This is a genomic window from Caldinitratiruptor microaerophilus (assembly GCF_025999835.1).
Classification (GTDB): Bacteria; Bacillota; Sulfobacillia; order Symbiobacteriales; family ZC4RG38; genus Caldinitratiruptor; species Caldinitratiruptor microaerophilus.
The window spans coordinates 223,810-239,705 of sequence record NZ_AP025628.1; the positions used below are offsets into that span (position 1 = coordinate 223,810).

General features: G+C 71.5%; 17 protein-coding genes. 16 read left to right on the forward strand and 1 reads right to left on the reverse strand.

Features of this window, described 5'->3' with window-relative positions:
- Window positions 1–8: 8 nt before the first annotated feature.
- Window positions 9–653, forward strand: a complete 645-nt coding sequence (locus tag caldi_RS01090) for a phosphoribosyltransferase (protein WP_264843236.1) — start codon at window positions 9–11, stop codon at window positions 651–653.
- On the opposite strand, the gene caldi_RS01095 is transcribed toward caldi_RS01090, so the two are convergent.
- The gene (locus caldi_RS01095) at window positions 650–910 is read right to left on the reverse strand and encodes a hypothetical protein (RefSeq protein WP_264843237.1); all 261 of its coding nucleotides are present in this window, start codon (window positions 908–910) and stop codon (window positions 650–652) included. The genes caldi_RS01090 and caldi_RS01095 overlap by 4 nt on opposite strands.
- 926 nt (window positions 911–1,836) lie before the next feature.
- Here caldi_RS01095 and caldi_RS01100 point away from each other — a divergent pair.
- The 15 genes from caldi_RS01100 (at window position 1,837) to caldi_RS01170 (ending at window position 15,854) form a co-directional block, all read left to right on the forward strand.
- On the forward strand, window positions 1,837–2,445 hold the full coding sequence (locus tag caldi_RS01100) for an RNA polymerase sigma factor (RefSeq protein ID WP_264843238.1): 609 nt from the start codon (window positions 1,837–1,839) through the stop codon (window positions 2,443–2,445).
- A gap of 59 nt (window positions 2,446–2,504) precedes the next feature.
- Window positions 2,505–3,044, forward strand: coding sequence for a CDP-diacylglycerol--glycerol-3-phosphate 3-phosphatidyltransferase (gene pgsA / locus caldi_RS01105; protein ID WP_406568114.1), 540 nt, complete (start codon window positions 2,505–2,507; stop codon window positions 3,042–3,044).
- 21 nt (window positions 3,045–3,065) lie between these two features.
- On the forward strand, window positions 3,066–3,431 hold the full coding sequence (locus caldi_RS01110) for a protease complex subunit PrcB family protein (protein ID WP_264843240.1): 366 nt from the start codon (window positions 3,066–3,068) through the stop codon (window positions 3,429–3,431).
- 10 nt (window positions 3,432–3,441) lie between these two features.
- Window positions 3,442–4,086 (forward strand): thiamine diphosphokinase, encoded by a 645-nt coding sequence (locus caldi_RS01115; RefSeq protein ID WP_264843241.1) that lies wholly within the window; start codon window positions 3,442–3,444, stop codon window positions 4,084–4,086.
- 137 nt (window positions 4,087–4,223) lie between these two features.
- On the forward strand, window positions 4,224–5,108 hold the full coding sequence (locus tag caldi_RS01120; RefSeq protein WP_264843242.1) for an MTAP family purine nucleoside phosphorylase: 885 nt from the start codon (window positions 4,224–4,226) through the stop codon (window positions 5,106–5,108).
- A complete protein-coding gene (gene mqnE / locus caldi_RS01125) occupies window positions 5,102–6,250 on the forward strand; it encodes an aminofutalosine synthase MqnE (RefSeq protein WP_264843243.1) in 1,149 nt (382 codons plus the stop codon). Before caldi_RS01120 ends, mqnE begins: the two co-directional genes overlap by 7 nt.
- A gap of 5 nt (window positions 6,251–6,255) precedes the next feature.
- Window positions 6,256–7,167, forward strand: coding sequence for a menaquinone biosynthetic enzyme MqnA/MqnD family protein (locus caldi_RS01130; RefSeq protein ID WP_264843244.1), 912 nt, complete (start codon window positions 6,256–6,258; stop codon window positions 7,165–7,167).
- On the forward strand, window positions 7,164–8,273 hold the full coding sequence (mqnC, locus tag caldi_RS01135) for a cyclic dehypoxanthinyl futalosine synthase (RefSeq protein ID WP_264843245.1): 1,110 nt from the start codon (window positions 7,164–7,166) through the stop codon (window positions 8,271–8,273). Before caldi_RS01130 ends, mqnC begins: the two co-directional genes overlap by 4 nt.
- A 200-nt stretch (window positions 8,274–8,473) precedes the next feature.
- Window positions 8,474–8,770 (forward strand): RNA recognition motif domain-containing protein, encoded by a 297-nt coding sequence (locus caldi_RS01140; protein WP_264843246.1) that lies wholly within the window; start codon window positions 8,474–8,476, stop codon window positions 8,768–8,770.
- A gap of 245 nt (window positions 8,771–9,015) precedes the next feature.
- Entirely contained in the window at window positions 9,016–10,164 is a 1,149-nt protein-coding gene (gene dgoD, locus caldi_RS01145) for a galactonate dehydratase (RefSeq protein ID WP_264843247.1), read from the forward strand.
- A 177-nt stretch (window positions 10,165–10,341) separates the two neighbouring features.
- Window positions 10,342–11,685, forward strand: coding sequence for an ABC transporter substrate-binding protein (locus caldi_RS01150; RefSeq protein ID WP_264843248.1), 1,344 nt, complete (start codon window positions 10,342–10,344; stop codon window positions 11,683–11,685).
- A gap of 71 nt (window positions 11,686–11,756) precedes the next feature.
- Window positions 11,757–12,632, forward strand: coding sequence for a carbohydrate ABC transporter permease (locus tag caldi_RS01155; RefSeq protein ID WP_264843249.1), 876 nt, complete (start codon window positions 11,757–11,759; stop codon window positions 12,630–12,632).
- Window positions 12,629–13,453 carry a carbohydrate ABC transporter permease gene (locus tag caldi_RS01160; protein ID WP_264843250.1) on the forward strand — a complete coding sequence of 275 codons (825 nt, stop codon included), beginning with the start codon at window positions 12,629–12,631 and terminating at the stop codon, window positions 13,451–13,453. The genes caldi_RS01155 and caldi_RS01160 overlap by 4 nt, the downstream gene beginning before the upstream one ends.
- A gap of 5 nt (window positions 13,454–13,458) precedes the next feature.
- Window positions 13,459–14,328: a MurR/RpiR family transcriptional regulator gene (locus caldi_RS01165; protein WP_264843251.1), complete on the forward strand. Its 870-nt coding sequence runs from the start codon at window positions 13,459–13,461 to the stop codon at window positions 14,326–14,328.
- On the forward strand, window positions 14,325–15,854 hold the full coding sequence (locus caldi_RS01170) for a gluconokinase (RefSeq protein WP_264843252.1): 1,530 nt from the start codon (window positions 14,325–14,327) through the stop codon (window positions 15,852–15,854). The genes caldi_RS01165 and caldi_RS01170 overlap by 4 nt, the downstream gene beginning before the upstream one ends.
- The last annotated feature ends 42 nt before the right edge of the window (window positions 15,855–15,896 follow it).

Sequence of the window (15,896 nt, forward strand, 5' to 3'; positions counted from 1 at the left end):
TTCTTACGGTGAGGGCCGTGGTGTATGAAGACCGGAGGACCGCAGGCCGGGCGCTGGCGAAGGCGCTGGGCGCGTACCACGGGAAGCGGCCGCTGGTGCTCGGCATTCCCCGGGGCGGGGTGATCGTCGCGGCCGAGGTGGCCGCGGCCCTGGACGGGGAACTGGACGTGGTGGTGGCGCGGAAGATCGGCGCGCCGTGGCATCCCGAGTACGCGCTCGGCGCCGTCGACCCCGACGGCGAGGTGGTGCTCGGGCCGGAGCTGTCGGGCGCGGGCGAGGCGGCGGCCGCTCTGGCCCGGGAGGTGGCCGCTGCCCGTGCCGAGGTCGAGCGGAGGCTTCACTGCTACCGCCGCGGTCCCGAGCCCCTCATCCAGGGGCGGGTGGTGATCGTGGTGGACGACGGGGTGGCGACGGGGCTGACCGCACGGGCCGCCCTGGGCTGGGTGCGCCGCCGCCGGCCGGCCCGCCTCGTGTTCGGCGCCCCGGTCGGCGGCCCCGACCAGCTGGCGGAACTGGCCGGGTGGTGCGACGAGATCGTCTGTCCCCTCCAGCCGGGCGATTTCGCCGCGGTGAGCCGGTATTACCGCCGCTATCCGGCGGTGAGCGACGATGAGGTCCTCGCCGCGCTGCGGGGGCGCGGTTCGGGCGGCTAGCCGCCCAGAAGCCACCACACCGCCGCCGCCAGCGCCGTGGCGCCCCAGAGCACGTAGCTGCCGGCCCGCGTCCGGCTGCGCCGGGACAGCCAGACGCTGAGGACCACCCCGCCGGCGAAGATGAGGAGTGGCAGGCCGTTCAGGAGCAGCACCGGCCCCAGGGGTACGCCGTGGACGCCGAGGCGTACCAGGGCGACGGCAGCGGCCACGAGGCCCAGAACCAGGGCGGCGATCCCCCCGACGGCAAGCGGGTGCATGCGATCTCTCCTTCGTGCGGCAGGACGCCGGCCCGTGCGACGGGTCCGGCCGGATCGCCGGCCTGCGGATCGTCCGTCGTGGCGGCTCCGGTCCCGCGGTGGTGAGACGGGGCGGTCGGGTACCACCCCGGCCTGGCCGGTGCGTCCGGTGCGCGGCGGGCGGGGTTCCGTCTGGCAGGACGGGTTGTCGCCGGGCGGGACAACGTGCACGCTTGGAACTCTCGGGGGAGGGGACGGCCGCCCGGGCCGGCGCCCCCAGCTTCCCCTGACCAGATCCGGGAGAAAACCTTGGACACACGCCGGTGGTCTTTCCTGCTCCGCACCGGCGCGCTTGACACGCACGGGACTGCACCGTAACCGCCAGAATACCTGCCGTCCGTTGCGTCGGCGCAATTTGGCCAATAAAAAAGATTTCTCGATAGCCCCCTTTCCCGTGCCTTCCTTCGCCTCTACAATATGGTATGGGTATCGAGAGTCCAGACCGCTTCACAACGGGCTCGCCTTGAAAGGGTAGAGGACGGCTCATCAAACTATGGGTAAAAGTGGATAAACAGGTTATTCTAGCCATATCAAGCTGGGCGAACGGGCCAAGAAGCAAGGCATCTCGTACAAGACTGCCGGGCGGTGGGTCCGGCAAGGCAGCACGAACGCCATCGAGCAGCACCGGGAACTTGCGAACTTCTTCCGCGGCCGGAAGGAAGGCTGGAAGGTGGGCTTTCCGGGACGTGAACGCGGCCCGGAACCTGCTCCATCTGGCCAGTTACGGCGTGGCCGGCTACCGGGAGTTCCCCGGGGAGTGACGCCTGTGGACACCGGAGGTTGCAGGCTTCGGCCGGTGCCGGTGGAGGAAGCAGGAAGCAACCGGGACAGGTGTCCTGAGACGTTGGGCCATGAGTTGCAGAACGGGCCGGAGAGGAGAGGCCGGGATGGCGCAGCTCGTTCCCTTCAGAAGTTTCCGTCATCCATCGCGGCCCGGCCCTGAGAGTGCCCGGAGTGCCGGTGAAGAGGGATCCGCGGAGGACCGGGGGGAGGCGCACGAGGACGCCTTCGCCGCCCTGATGCAACGGTACAGGGAGGCGCTCCGGGCCTTCACGTTCCGGCTCGTGGGCGACCCGTACGTGGCGGAGGAGATCTGCCAGGACACGCTGCTGAAAGCGTGGCAGCAGGCCACCTCCTTCCGGGTGGAGGCCCACCTGCGCGCGTGGCTGTTCCGGGTGGCGCGCAACAGCGCCATCGACCACCTGCGCAGGCGCCGCCCGTGCACGGAGGAACTCGGCCAGGGGCACCCGGACCCGGCCACCCTGCCGGAGGAGGAGGTCGAGCGTGCCTGGGTGATCTCGTGCCTGGGCGAGGCGCTGTCCCGGCTGCCGCCGGTCTACCGGGAGGTGGTGGAGCTCCGGTACTTCCAGCAGCTCGAGTACGCCGAGATCGCCCGCATCCTCGAGATTCCGCTGGGGACGGTCAAGAGCCGGCTGGCCTACGCGCTGAACCGCCTGTCGAAGATCCTCCGGGAACAGGGGGTGGACCGCTGCTGAGAAGGCGTCTGCTATAATGGGGGGAGCACCGGCCGGAAGGGATCGTCATGCCGAGGTCGTTGAATGTCCCGAACGCCATCACGCTGGCCCGCATCGCCCTGGTCCCGCTCCTCCTGTACGTTCTCCTGGGCCGGCTGCCCTACGGCCAGTTCTGGGCGGCCCTGGTCTTCGCCGTCGGTGCCCTGACGGACGGGGTGGACGGGTACGTCGCCCGCCGGACGGGTCAGGTGACGGTCGTGGGGAAGCTGATCGATCCGCTGGCGGACAAGCTCCTGGTCGCCGCCGCCCTGGTCGCCCTGGTCGAGCGGGGCGCGCTGTCGTCGTGGGTCGTCCTTGTCATCCTTGCCCGGGAGTTCGCGATCACGGGCCTGCGGGCCGTGGCGGCCGCCGACGGCGTGGTGATCGCGGCCAGCCCCTGGGGGAAGCTGAAGACGGCGCTGCAGATCGCGGCGATCCTCGTGGTCATCGTCAGCCAGGAGCCCGCGGCCGCCGTGCTCCGGGCGGTGGGTCCGTGGGCGCTGGCGGCGGCGGTCGTCGCGACGGTCGCCTCGGGCGTCGACTACGGCTGGCGCTACGCGCGCCTGGCCGGCGCCCGGTAGGCCCGGTTCGGGGGGGTCCGCGTGCGGTTTCTCCTGCTCAGTTCGCCGCAGCCCCGGGTGGAACTCCCCGGGGAGTTCGCGCCCCCGGCGGTGGTCGACCTGCGGCCGGTGGACTGGGAGCGCGAGCTGGCGCTGATCGCCGACATGGGCGAGCAGCGCACCGGCGGGTACAGCGTCCGGGTCCTCGGGGTCAAGGTGGAGAGCGGGCAGGCGCTGGTCGACCTGGAGGTCCGCCGGCCGGCTCCGGGCGGCCTGGTGACGCAGGCGATCACCCACCCCGCGTGCCTCGCCCGGATCCCGCGGGCCGGGCTGGCGCCGGGCGCGCGGATCCGGGTCCGGGACCAGCAGGGTGACGTGCTGGCCGACCTGCCGGCGCCGCCGGCGTGAGGGCGCTGCTGTGCGCGCGCTGGTCTTCTCGGGCGGGAGCCTTCATGACCCGGGGCGCGTGCGCCGGGTGATTCGGCCTTCGCCCGCTGATCTCGTGCTCGCGGCGGACTCCGGCGCCGCCCACGCCCTGGCACTGGGCCTGGTGCCGGCCCTGGTCGTGGGGGACCTGGACTCGGTGGCGTCCGAGGTCCTCGCGCAGCTCGAGGCGCGCCGGATTCCCATCCAGGTGGTTCCCCGGGCGAAGGATCAGACCGATACCCACCTGGCCGTGGAGGAGGCGCTCCGCCGGGGAGCGACGGAGCTCGTGCTGATCGCCGGCAGCGGCAGCCGGCTGGACCACACGGTGGCGAATCTCCTCGTCCTGGCAGGGCTCGACCCCGCCGTGCGGGCGATGGCGGTGGGCGACGCCTACACGGCCTGGCTCGTGGGGCCCGACCAGGTCCTGGAGGTCGCACCCGAGCCGGGCTGGTTCCTCTCCCTCCTGCCGCTCACGCCGGTGGTGACCGGGGTGCACGCGCGCAACGTGCGCTGGGAGCTCGAGGGTGCCACCCTGCGCTGGGGCGAGTCCCTGGGCGTCTCCAACGAGTTCCGGGAGGGCCCGGCGTCCATCCGGGTCGGAGAGGGCCGTCTCCTGGTCGTGGTGGCCCGGGACTGACGGCGGCCCGGGGCGCGGGCGGGCGCCGCCCGCCGGGGCGGCAGGAATCGGCGGCCGCGGTCTCGAACCCCCTCTACCGGCTCGTGACATCGCGCGCAAGTGCGCCCGCGCGGCCGGCGAAAGCGAGGATCCCGTGCATGGCCGACACACCCGGGATCGTTCCCCGGGCGGAGATACTGCTCATCGGCGGTTCCTCCACGTTCTCCCTGCGGTTCCCGGAGGACCTCGCCGACCCCGGCGTGAGGGTCCTGGAGCCGCGCCTGGTCTTCGACACCCCGTACGGGCCCAGCCCGCGCCTGAGCCTCTTCGAACTCGACGGCCGCCGGGTCCTCACGGTCAAGATGCACGGGTGGCGTTCCGGGATCACCCGGGCCGACGCCTCCCGGCAGCTCTTCTGGGTGGCCCAGCAGGCCGGCGTGACCCGGGTCCTGGCCGAGGGCGGCGTTGGCAGCATCAGCCGCCTGCTCGAGCTGCGGGACCTGGTCATCCCCGACGACTACATCGACGTGAGCGTGCGCAAGGACGTGGGGCTGGGCGGCCCGTACCTGCTCTCGATGCGCGATCCGCTGTGCCCGGACCTGCGCAGGGCCCTGGCGGACGCTGCCGTGGCGGCGGCGCTGGCCGAGCTGGGGGCCCGGCCGGGCCGGCTCCCCCGGCGCGTGTTCACGCGGGGCGTGTACGCGAACACGGACGGGCGGCACTTCGAGAGCCGGGCCGAGGTGCAGATGCTCGCCCGCGCCGGCGCCGACGTGGTAGGGCAGTCCCTCTGCCCCGAGGTGTACCTGGCCCGCGAGATCGGGGCGTGCTACGCCGGGATCCACATGGTGGTCAACTACGCCGAGGGCGTGGTGGCGGACTGGCGGCACGAGGACCTGAAGGATCTCTTCTACGGCGAGGCGGCGGCCATCGGGCGGATCCTGCTGGACGCCCTGCGCCGCATCCCGGCGGAGCGCGCCTGCGCCTGCCCGTCCTTCCGCCATCCCACCCTCCTCGTCGACCGGGAAGAAGGGGACACATGCTGAAAGCCTACGTGGAGCGCTCGGAACTGGCGGACATCGCGGCCAGGGTGGAGGCCGGCGAGCGGCTCACCCGGGAGGACGGGTACCGTCTGGCGCGCACGAAGGACATCCTGGCGCTGGGTTACCTGGCGGACCTCGCGCGGCGCCGGCAGGTCGGCGACGTCGCGTACTTCATCAACAACTACCACATCAACCACACGAACATCTGCTACGCCGGCTGCAAGTTCTGCGCCTTCGCCCGCCGCCGCGATGAGGAGGGGGCCTACACCCTCACCATCGACCAGGTCGAGGCCGAGGCCGAGAAGGCCCGGGCGCTCGGCGCCACCGAAGTGCACGTCATCGGCGGCCTCAACCCGCACGTCCCGTACGAGTACTACCGCGAGGTCGTGCGGGCGATCCGGCGCGTCCACCCCGGGGCGCTCGTCCAGGCCTACGACGCGGTGGAGATCGACTTCCTGGCCCGCCTGGCCCGGAAGAGCCCCCGGGCCGTTCTGGAGGACCTGGTTGCCGACGGCCTGTCGGCGCTCCCGGGCGGCGGCGGCGAGATCTTCGCCGAGCGGGTGCACAAGGCGCTCTACCCCGGCAAGATCGGCGGCCCCCGGTACCTGGAGATCCACCGCATCGCCCACTCGATGGGGCTGCGGTCCAACTGCTCGATCCTGTACGGTCACATCGAGACGCCGGAAGAGCGGGTCGACCACATGCTGGCGCTCCGGGACCTGCAGGACGAGACCGGCGGGTTCCTGGCCTTCATCTCGTTCCCCTATCACCCGGCGAACACCCCGCTCACGAAGGAACTCCTCGCCCGGGGCGAGCGGGTCCCGCCGGCCACGACGGGGATCGACGACCTCCGCCACCTGGCGCTGGCCCGGCTCCTGCTCGACAACATCCCGCACATCCGGGTCTTCTGGATGGCGGTCGGCATGAAGATGGCCCAGGCCTCGCTGGCGTGGGGGGTCGACGACCTCGACGGCACCGTGCGCAAGGAGCGCATCATCCACGACGCCGGCGCGGACACCGCGCAGGAGGCGGACGTCGGGGAGATGGTCCACCTCATCCGGCAGGCCGGGCGGATTCCCGTCGAGCGGGACACGCTCTACCGGCACCTGCGGGAGTACGGTCCGGTTCCTGCGGGGGAGGCGTAGCGGCCGTGGCCCTCGAGACCTGGCCCGGAGCGGCGCTGGCCCGCACGCCCGAGGCGGGTGCCCTGTGGCGGCTGGGGCCGGTGCGTCTGGGTTACATCGACTACCTGAACACGCTGCCGGTGTACTTCGGCATCGAGCAGGGGATCATCGACCTGCCGGTCGCCGTGCGCCGGGGCGTGCCGTCCGAGCTGAACCGCCTGTTCCTGGACGGTAGCCTCGACATCACGCCGATCTCCTCGATCGAGTTCGGCCGTCACGCCGACCGCTGCGTCCTCCTGCCGGACCTCTCCATCAGCGCGGACGGCCGGGTGGCGAGCATCCTGCTCTTCCACCGGGTCCCCCTGCCCCGGGTGCGGCGGGTGGCGCTGACCACGGCCTCGGCCACCTCGGTGGTGCTGACCCGCATCATCCTCGAGCGGCACCTGGGGCTCGTGCCCGAGTACGTGCGCATGGCCCCCGACCTGGACGCGATGCTGGCCGGGGCCGACGCCGCGCTCATGATCGGCGACGACGCCCTCCTGGCCGACCAGGCCCGCCGGGAGGGGCGGTATCCCGGCGTCCTCGCCCTGGACCTCGGCGAGGCCTGGAAGGAGATGACCGGGCTCCCGATGGTGTACGCCCTGTGGGTGATCCGGGCCGAATTCGCCCGGAGGAGCCCCGAGGGCGTGTGGCTGGTGGGCCGGCTCCTGCAGGAGAGCCAGGCGTACTCCTGGACCCACCGGGACGCGCTCCTGGCGGAGGCCCGCCGGCGCCGGCACCTGCCGGAACCCGTGATCGAGGACTACTTCCGGCTCATCCGGCACGAGTTCGGCCCGCGGTACCGCGAGGCACTCCTCACCTTCTTCCGCCACGCCCACGCCCTGGGCGAACTGGCAGAGGTGCCGGTCCTGCGGGTCTGGGGGGAGGAAGGGCGTTGAGCATCGCCACCGGCACCGGCATCCGGCACATCCTCGAGAAGGCGTACGCTGGCGAGCGGCTCACCTTCGAGGACGGCCTGGCGCTCATGAAGAGCCCGGACCTCCTGGAGATCGCCGCTGCGGCCGACCACGTGCGCCGCCGCTTCCACCCGGATGACACGGTGACCTTCATCATCGACCGGAACATCAACTACACGAACATCTGCGCCGCGCAGTGCTCGTTCTGCGCCTTCAAGCGCGACCCGGGGCACCCCGAGGGCTACGTCCTCTCGTGGGAGGAGCTCGACCGGAAGTGCCAGGAGCTGGTCGACCAGGGCGGCACGCAGGTCCTGCTCCAGGGCGGCCTCAATCCGGACCTGAAGCTCGAATACTACCAGGAACTCATCCACCGCATCCAGTCGAAGTTCCCCCAGCTCACCGTCCACGGGTTCTCGCCCGCCGAGATCTGGTTCCTCGCCCGCATCTCCCGGATGACCCTGCGGGAGTGCATCCAGGCGCTCAGGGACGCCGGCCTGCGGTCGATCCCCGGCGGCGGCGGCGAGATCCTCGTCGACCGGGTCCGGCGGCGCATCGGCAAGGGCAAGGTCCTGACCGACCAGTGGTTCGAGGTCATGGAGGTCGCCCAGGAACTCGGGCTCAACACCACCGCCACGATGATGTACGGGCACGTCGAGACGGTGGAGGAGCAGGTCGAGACCCTGGTCCGGATCCGCAACTCCCAGGACCGGTACGGCGGGTACATGGCCTTCATCCACTGGGACTTCCAGCCCGGCGGCACCCGGCTGGGGCTGGAGATGGAAGCGGAGGGGGGATATCACCTCGGCACCGGCTGGGACTACCTGCGCATCATGGCGGTGGCCCGGCTGATCCTGGACAACATCCCGAACATCCAGGTGTCGTGGGTGACGCAGGGCCCGAAGCTCGCCCAGGTGGCGCTGCGCTTCGGCGCCAACGACTTCGGCGGGACGATGATGGAGGAGAACGTGGTCTCCGCCGCCGGGACGATCCACCACGTGAACCCGGACGACGCCGTCCGGCTCATCCGGGACGCCGGCTTCCATCCGGCCCAGCGGGACACGTTCTACAACGTCATTCGGCGGTTCTGACGCCTCGGGGCGGATCGGCACTTGCAGGTCCGGCAGCGGTGGTGTATGATGGGACCATCGGCCGGTGAGCGCGCCGGCGCACAACGGTTCCTCCGCGAGTTGCAACTTGGGTCCGGACCAGGGCGGCTACTGCGGGCAGACCGGGTGCCGCCCTGCGCCGTGTTCGGGCCGAAATCGGAACCGCGTGAGGAGACGCGCGCATGACCAAGACGCTGTATTTCGGCAACCTGTCCTGGGCCACCACGGAGGGGGACCTCCAGCAACTCGTCAGCCAGTACGCCGAGGTGATCTCGGCCCGGATCGCCACCGACCGTGAGACCGGCCGCTCCCGGGGCTTCGGCTTCGTGGAGGTGCCGGCGGACGCCGCCGAGGCCGTGATCGCCTCCCTGAACGGCCAGGAATTCGACGGCCGGACCATCACGGTGAACGAGGCCCGGCCGCGCGAGGAGCGCCCCCGCGAGGATCGCTCCCGCCGCGCCGCCCCCCGCCGCTGGTAAGGACCGCGTGCGACTGTCGGCGCCGGAAGGAAGGCCGCCCCCGCCACACAGGCGGGGGCGGCCTTTCCATCACCCCTCCCGCACGTCGGCGACCGTGCCGCCCGTGATGCGGACGAGGTCCCGCGGGCTCAGGCGGAACACGGCGTGGGGCGTGCCGGCTGCCGCCCGCCGCAGAGGAACCCCCTGCCCCTGGGCCGAACAGTAGGGCTCTGGACAGCGCAGCCCGCAAGCGAGGTGCACGCGACGTGAAGATCACGCGGATGGAACTGTTCAAGGTCCCGCCCCGCTGGCTCTTCCTGAAGGTCGAGACCGACGAGGGGATCACGGGCTGGGGCGAGCCGGTGGTGGAGGGCCGGGCCGACACCGTCCTGGCGGCCGTGAAGGAGCTGGCGGGCTACCTCGTCGGGAAGGACCCGCTCCGGATCGAGGACCACTGGCAGGTGATGTACCGGGGCGGGTTCTACCGCGGCGGCCCGGTGCTGATGAGCGCGATCGCCGGCATCGACCAGGCGCTCTGGGACATCAAGGGCAAGTACCACGGGGCCCCGGTGTACGAGCTCCTCGGCGGCCCGTGCCGGGACCGGATCCGGGTGTACAACTGGATCGGCGGCGACCGGCCCGCCGACGTGGCCGAGCAGGCCCGCCGGCAGGTCGAGGCGGGCCTCACGGCCATCAAGATGAACGGCACCGAGGAGATGCACTACATCGACTCGCTGGAGAAGGTGGAGGCGGCGGTGCGGCGCCTGGCCGCCGTGCGGGAGGCGGTGGGCAAGGGCGTGGACATCGCGGTCGACTTCCACGGCCGCGTCCACCGGGCGATGGCGAAGGTGCTGGCCAAGGAACTGGAGCCGTACCGGCCGATGTTCATCGAGGAGCCCGTGCTCCCCGAACATCCCGAGGCCCTGCGCGAGGTGGCCCGGCACACGACGATCCCGATCGCCACCGGCGAGCGGCTCTTCTCCCGCTGGGACTTCAAGGGCCTCCTCGCCGGCGGCGCGGTCGACATCATCCAGCCCGACCTCTCGCACGCCGGCGGGATCACGGAGGTTCGCAAGATCGCCGCCATGGCCGAGGCGTACGACGTGGCCCTGGCTCCCCACTGCCCGCTGGGCCCCATCGCGCTGGCGGCATGCCTTCAGGTCGACGCCTGCTCGCCCAACGCCTTCATCCAGGAGCAGAGCCTCGGGATCCACTACAACCGGGGCGCCGACCTCCTCGACTACCTCGCCGACCCCGGCGTCTTCCGGTACAAGGACGGGTACGTCGAGCTGCCGAAGGGCCCGGGGCTGGGCATCGAGATCGACGAGGCGAAGGTGCGGGAGGCGGCCCGCACCGGCCACGACTGGCACAACCCGGTGTGGCGCAACGCCGACGGCACCGTCGCGGAGTGGTGAGTGGCGGATTGTGGGTCGTGGGGGACCGGCGTACCGGGAGTGCCGGCTTCGCGGGGGTGCTAGAAAACGATTTTCCTCCTCTTGCTCCCGTCGAGTAAATTTGTTACGTTGTGGTCGGAGTGCCTCGTTCGCTCCAGTCGTACCAGCACTACCAGCACCGCAAGAGGGGGTACACACGTGAAACGGGTCCTGCACCGTCTCGCCTGGGCCGCGGCGTTCGCCGTCCTCCTCAGCGCCTGCTCGAAGCCTGCCGGGCAGCCGGCCGCCGGCCAGCAGGGGCAGCCGGGCACGGAGAAGCCCGCCGCGAGCCAGCCGTACGCCGGCACCACGATCCGCTTCCTGGCCGCCAACCACCCCTGGACGGACACGATCAAGGGCCTGCTGCCCGAGTTCGAGCAGAAGACGGGCATCAAGGTCAACATGGAGAGCATCGCCGAGAACCAGCTGACCCAGAAGCTGACGGTCGAGCTGACGGCGGGCGGCGGTACCGTCGACGTGTTCATGCAGCGGCCGCTCCAGGAGGCCAAGCTCTTCCAGAAGAACGGCTGGTACGCGGACCTGAACGAGTACCTGAAGGATAGCGCCAAGACCCCGGCCGACTACGACTTCGCGGATTTCTACCCCGGCCCGGTCGAGACGGAGACCGTGCAGGGGCACCTCACCGGCATCCCCCTCATCACCGAGCAGCAGATCATCTACTACCGGAAGGACCTCTTCGAGGCGAAGGGGATCAAGGTTCCGACCACGATGGAGGAACTCGAGGCGGCCGCCAAGGCGCTCCATGACCCCAGCGGCGGCGTCTACGGGATCGTCATGCGGGGCCAGGGCAACCCGGCGGTCACCCAGTTCTCGAGCTTCCTCTACAGCATGGGCGGGGACTTCCTGCAGGACGGCAAGGCCGCCATCGCCACCCCCGAGGCGATCAAGGCGTTCACGTTCTACGGCAAGCTGCTGCGGGAGTACGGCCCGCCCGGCGTGCTGAACATGTCCTGGCCGCAGGCGGCGGCGCTCTTCGCCCAGGGCAAGGCGGCCATGTGGCTCGACGCCAACTCCCTCTACAACAACGTCACCGACCCGAAGAAGTCCACCGTCGCCGACAAGGTCGGCTTCGCCCAGTTCCCCGCCGGCGACAAGGGCTCGCTGCCGTACTCGGTGACGTCCTGGGGCATCAGCATCGCCGCCTCCAGCAAGAACAGGGACGCGGCCTGGGAGTTCGTGAAGTGGGCGACCAGCAAGGAGATCGTCCTGAAGACCCAGTCGGCCGGTAACCCCGGCGCCCGGAAGTCGGTCTGGGAAAACCCCGAGGGCACCAAGGCGTGGCCGGCGGAGTGGGTCGAGGTGGCCCGGAAGTCCAGCGCCGTGGGCCGACCGGCCGACCGGCCCCAGGTGATCAACGTGGGCCAGGCCCGGGACATCATCGGCGAGGTCATCACGGCGGCCATCACCGGCAAGGACGTGGCCGCGGCCGCCAAGGACGCGAACGCGCGCTTCCAGCAGCTGATCGACAGCGAGAGCAAGTGACGGAAGCCGGGGGAGCCGCCCGGGCCGGCCAGGCCGGCCCGGGCGGCACGCTCCGAGAGCGGGGTGCGTGGATGGGGATCCGGGCAGATCAGGCGGTGCGATGGCTGTTCCCGCTGCCGGCACTGGCGTTCGTCGTCGTGATGATGCTGTTCCCCATCGTGTACACGGCGTGGCTGTCCCTGCACGAGTGGTCGATGTCCGCCGTCACGCCGCCGCGCCTCGTGGGGCTGCGCAACTACGCGACCCTCCTCGGCGCCGATCCGCGCTTCTGGATGGCCGTGTGGCGGACGATCTACTTCACCGGCCTCGCCCTCGTGGTGGAAACCGTGCTCGGGGTCGCCATCGCCCTCCTGCTGAACCGGGACTTTCCGGGGAAGAACCTGGTCAAGACCCTCGTGCTGCTGCCGATGATCGCCACCCCGGTGGCGATCGGGATGGTGTGGCTCCTCTTCTACGAGCCGACCATCGGCCTGGCGAACTACGTGCTCGGCCTGTTCCACCTGCCGCCCCAGCCCTGGCTGGCCTCTGAGCGGGGTGCGCTGCCCTCGCTGGCCCTCGTCGACATCTGGCAGTGGACCCCCATGGTCGCTCTGATCGTCCTGGCCGGGTTGGCCTCCCTGCCGGCGGATCCCTTCGAGGCGGCCCAGGTCGACGGCGCCACCCCGCTGCAGGTGCTGTGGCACGTCACCCTGCCGCTCCTGCGGCCGACCATCGGCGTCGCGGTGATCCTGCGCGCGATCGACGCCCTGAAGACCTTCGACATCATCTACGCGATGACCCAGGGCGGCCCGAACTACGCCTCCGAGACGCTGAACCTGTACGCCTACACGCTCGGCTTCAGCTACTTCCGGATGGGCATGGCCTCCGCGCTGCTGGAGATCTTCTTCGCCCTGGTGCTGGGGGTCGTGGTGCTCCTGAACCGGGCGCGCCGGGGGGTGCTGATGTGAGCCGGGGACGCCTGCGCACACTCGTCAGCGTCCTCCATGGCCTCGGCGTGGCCGTGGTGCTGGCCGTCTTCCTGTTCCCCTTCGCGTGGATGGTCATGTCGTCGTTCAAGACCCAGGTGCAGATCACGGCCACCCCGCCGCAGTGGATCTGGCAGCCCACGCTCGAGAACTACGTCGAGGTCCTGCAGGCCCAGCGCTTCGGCACCTATATCTGGAACAGCTTCGTGGTGGCGGCGGGGTCGACCCTGGCCGGATTTGTCCTCGGCCTGCCGGCGGCGTATGCCATCGCCCGGTACCGCCAGCACGGCCTCGGCATGGTCATCCTGGTGGCCCGGATCGTGCCGGGCATCACCTTCCTGGTGCCGTGGTACATCTTCTTCAGCAAGCTGAAGCTGGTCGACACCTACACGGCCCTGATCCTCAGCCACCTGCTGGTGGTCATGCCCTTCATCGTCTGGGTGATGATCGCCTTCTTCGAGGCCATTCCCACTGAGGTCATCGAGGCAGCGATGGTCGACGGCTGCACCGAGGCGGGCGCCTTCTGGCGGGTCGTGCTCCCGATCTCCGGCCCGGGCCTCGTCACCTCCGGCATCCTGGCCTTCATCTTCTCCTGGAACAACTTCATGTTTTCCGTGATCCTCACGGGAGCCCGGACCAAGACTCTGCCGGTGGCGATCTTCAACTTCCTCTCCTACTCGGAGATCAACTGGGGCGCCCTCATGGCCGCGGCGGTGATCATCACGCTGCCGGTCGTGATCCTCGGGCTCGTGACCCAGCGCTACATCGTCCGCGGCCTGACGGCCGGGGCCGTGAAGGGGTAGTCCGCATGGAAGGGAGCTCGGGCGTGCGGGTCGGGACGGCCGTGGAGGCCCGGATCCGGGCCCGCTGGCCGCACCTCTCCGCCAAGGAGCAGGCGGTGGCCGATTTCCTGCTCGCAGACCCGAACGGATTCGTCTCGCTCTCGATCTCGGCCATCGCCGCCCGCTGCGGTGTCTCGGAGACCGTGATCGTCCGTCTCTACCGCAAGCTGGGGTACGATGGCTTTCACGAGTTCAAGATCGACATCGCGCGCTCGCTCACCGGCGCGCCGGTGGCCGCGGCGGGCGACATCCGCGAGGGCGACGGCCCGGACACCGTGGTGCAGAAGATCTTCGCCGCGACCCGCCAGGCGCTGGACGACGCGCTGCCTGCCGTCGATCCGGCCGTCCTGGCCCGGGTGCGTGACGTGCTCCTCCAGGCGCGCCGGGTGGTGGTGATGGGCTTCGGCGGGTCGGCGCCGGTGGCCCTCGACCTGGCCCACAAGCTGCTCAAGATCGGCATCGTGTCCACCCCGCTCTGGGACTCGCACGTCCAGGGGATGGCCGCGGCGGTCCTGGGTCCGGGCGACGCCGTGGTGGCCGTCTCCCACTCAGGCGATTCGCGGGACATCGTGGAGGCGCTGGAGTCGGCGCGGGCCCGCGGCGCCGCGACGGTCCTCTTGACCGGCTTTCCGGGTTCGCCGGCGGCGCGGGCGGCGGAGCTGGTGCTCCTGGCCCCGTGCCGGGAGACGCAGTACCGCACCGACTCGATGACCTCGCGCATCGTTCAGCTGGCGGTGATCGACGCCCTCTACGTGGCGATGGTCCTGGCCGACCCCGAACGGGCCCGGGCCGTCATCCACGAGACCTCACGGGCAGCCGCCCGGAAGAAGCTGTGAGCGGGCAGCCCGTGCTGATCGCCGTCGACCTGGGCACGACGTCGTGCCGGGCGTTCGCCTTCGCCCCCGACGGGCGTGTGCTGGGACAGGCGGGTCGGTCGTACCCCCTGCGGACGCCCGGGTCCGGCCGTGTCGAGCAGGACCCGGCCGAGCTGCTGGCCGCCGCCGACGCGGCCGTACCGGCCGCGCTCGCGCAGGCCGGCGCGGGGCCGGGAGACGTGCTCGGCCTCGTGCTCTCGACCTACCTGCACGGGCTCGGCGCGCTCGACGCGCGGGGGGCGCCGCTCACTCCCGTCCTCACCTGGGCCGACGGGCGCGCCGCCCCTCAGGCGGACGCCATGCGTGCCCGCCCCGACTGGGCGGGCCTGGCCGCCCGCACGGGCTGCCCGCCCCACCCGATGTACCCGCTCTACAAGCTGCGCTGGCTCCGGGAGGAGCGACCCGACCTCTGGTCCCGGGCAGCCGGCTTCGCCGACCCCAAGTCGCTGCTGATCCGCCACTGGACCGGGGAGTGGGCCCTGGACCACAGCGTGGCGTCGGCCACGGGGCTGGTGGACGTCTCCCGGCTCGACTGGGACCCGGGGGCACTCGCCTGGGCGGGGGTCGACCCCTCCCGGTTGCCGGCCCTCGTCCCGCCCACGACGGCCCTGCCCCTGCTGCGGGAGGCCGCCGCCAGGCTCGGGCTGCGGGCGGGGACCCCGGTCGTGGTGGGGGCCGGCGACGGAATGCTCGCCAACCTCGGCAGCGGCGCCATCGAGCCCGGGGTGCTGGCGGCGACGGTCGGAACCAGCGCCGCCCTGCGGGCGGTGCTGCCCGTGCCCCGCACCGACCCCCGGGCGCGCCTCTGGTGCTACCATCTCGCACCGGGCCGCTACGTGCTGGGAGGGTCGCTGAGCAGCGGCGGGATGGTCCTCGCCTGGGTGCGGGACCGGCTGTACGCGCCGGACACGCCCTACGAGACCCTGCTGGCCGAGGCGGCAGCGGTCCCGCCGGGGGCGGGTGGCCTCCTGTTCCTGCCCTACCTGAGCGGCGAGCGCTCGCCCGGGTTCAACGCCCGCATGCGGGGGGTGTGGTTCGGCCTCGGCCTGGAGCACGGCCGGGGACACCTGGTCCGCTCGGCCCTGGAAGGGATCGCCTTCCGCCTCGCCAGCGTGCTGGAGCCCCTGGAGGAGCTGGCCGGGCCCGCGCGGGAGGTGCGGGCCGCGGGCGGGCTGGCCCGGTCGCCCCTGTGGCTGTCGGTGTGCGCCGACGTGCTCGGGCGCGAGGTCGCCGTCCCCGACCAGGTGGAGTCCACCGCGCTCGGGGCGTTCGTCCTGGGCGGCGTCGCGCTCGGCCTCTTCCCGGGCCTGGAGGCGGTGCACCGGTTCGTGGGGGTGCGCGAGCGCGTGGCGCCCGACCCGGACCGGCACGCACACTACCGGGAGCTGTTCGACCTCTACCGCCGCGTGGACACGAAGGTCCGGGAGGAGTTCGACGTCCTCGCGCGGTTGCGGGCCCGCCACCCACCCGGGGGCGGCGGGGGCTGAGGCCCCGGCCGGTTCCGGCACCGCCGGACCCGGGAGGGAATC

Bases quoted from the DNA above. Each gene is read 5' to 3' on its own strand.
- caldi_RS01095 (WP_264843237.1), bottom strand. From the start codon at position 910: ATGCACCCGCTTGCCGTCGGGGGGATCGCCGCCCTGGTTCTGGGCCTC.
- caldi_RS01100 (WP_264843238.1), top strand. From the start codon at position 1,837: ATGGCGCAGCTCGTTCCCTTCAGAAGTTTCCGTCATCCATCGCGGCCC.
- caldi_RS01120 (WP_264843242.1), top strand. From the start codon at position 4,224: ATGGCCGACACACCCGGGATCGTTCCCCGGGCGGAGATACTGCTCATC.
- mqnE (WP_264843243.1), top strand. From the start codon at position 5,102: ATGCTGAAAGCCTACGTGGAGCGCTCGGAACTGGCGGACATCGCGGCC.
- caldi_RS01140 (WP_264843246.1), top strand. From the start codon at position 8,474: ATGACCAAGACGCTGTATTTCGGCAACCTGTCCTGGGCCACCACGGAG.
- caldi_RS01155 (WP_264843249.1), top strand. From the start codon at position 11,757: ATGGGGATCCGGGCAGATCAGGCGGTGCGATGGCTGTTCCCGCTGCCG.
- caldi_RS01165 (WP_264843251.1), top strand. From the start codon at position 13,459: ATGGAAGGGAGCTCGGGCGTGCGGGTCGGGACGGCCGTGGAGGCCCGG.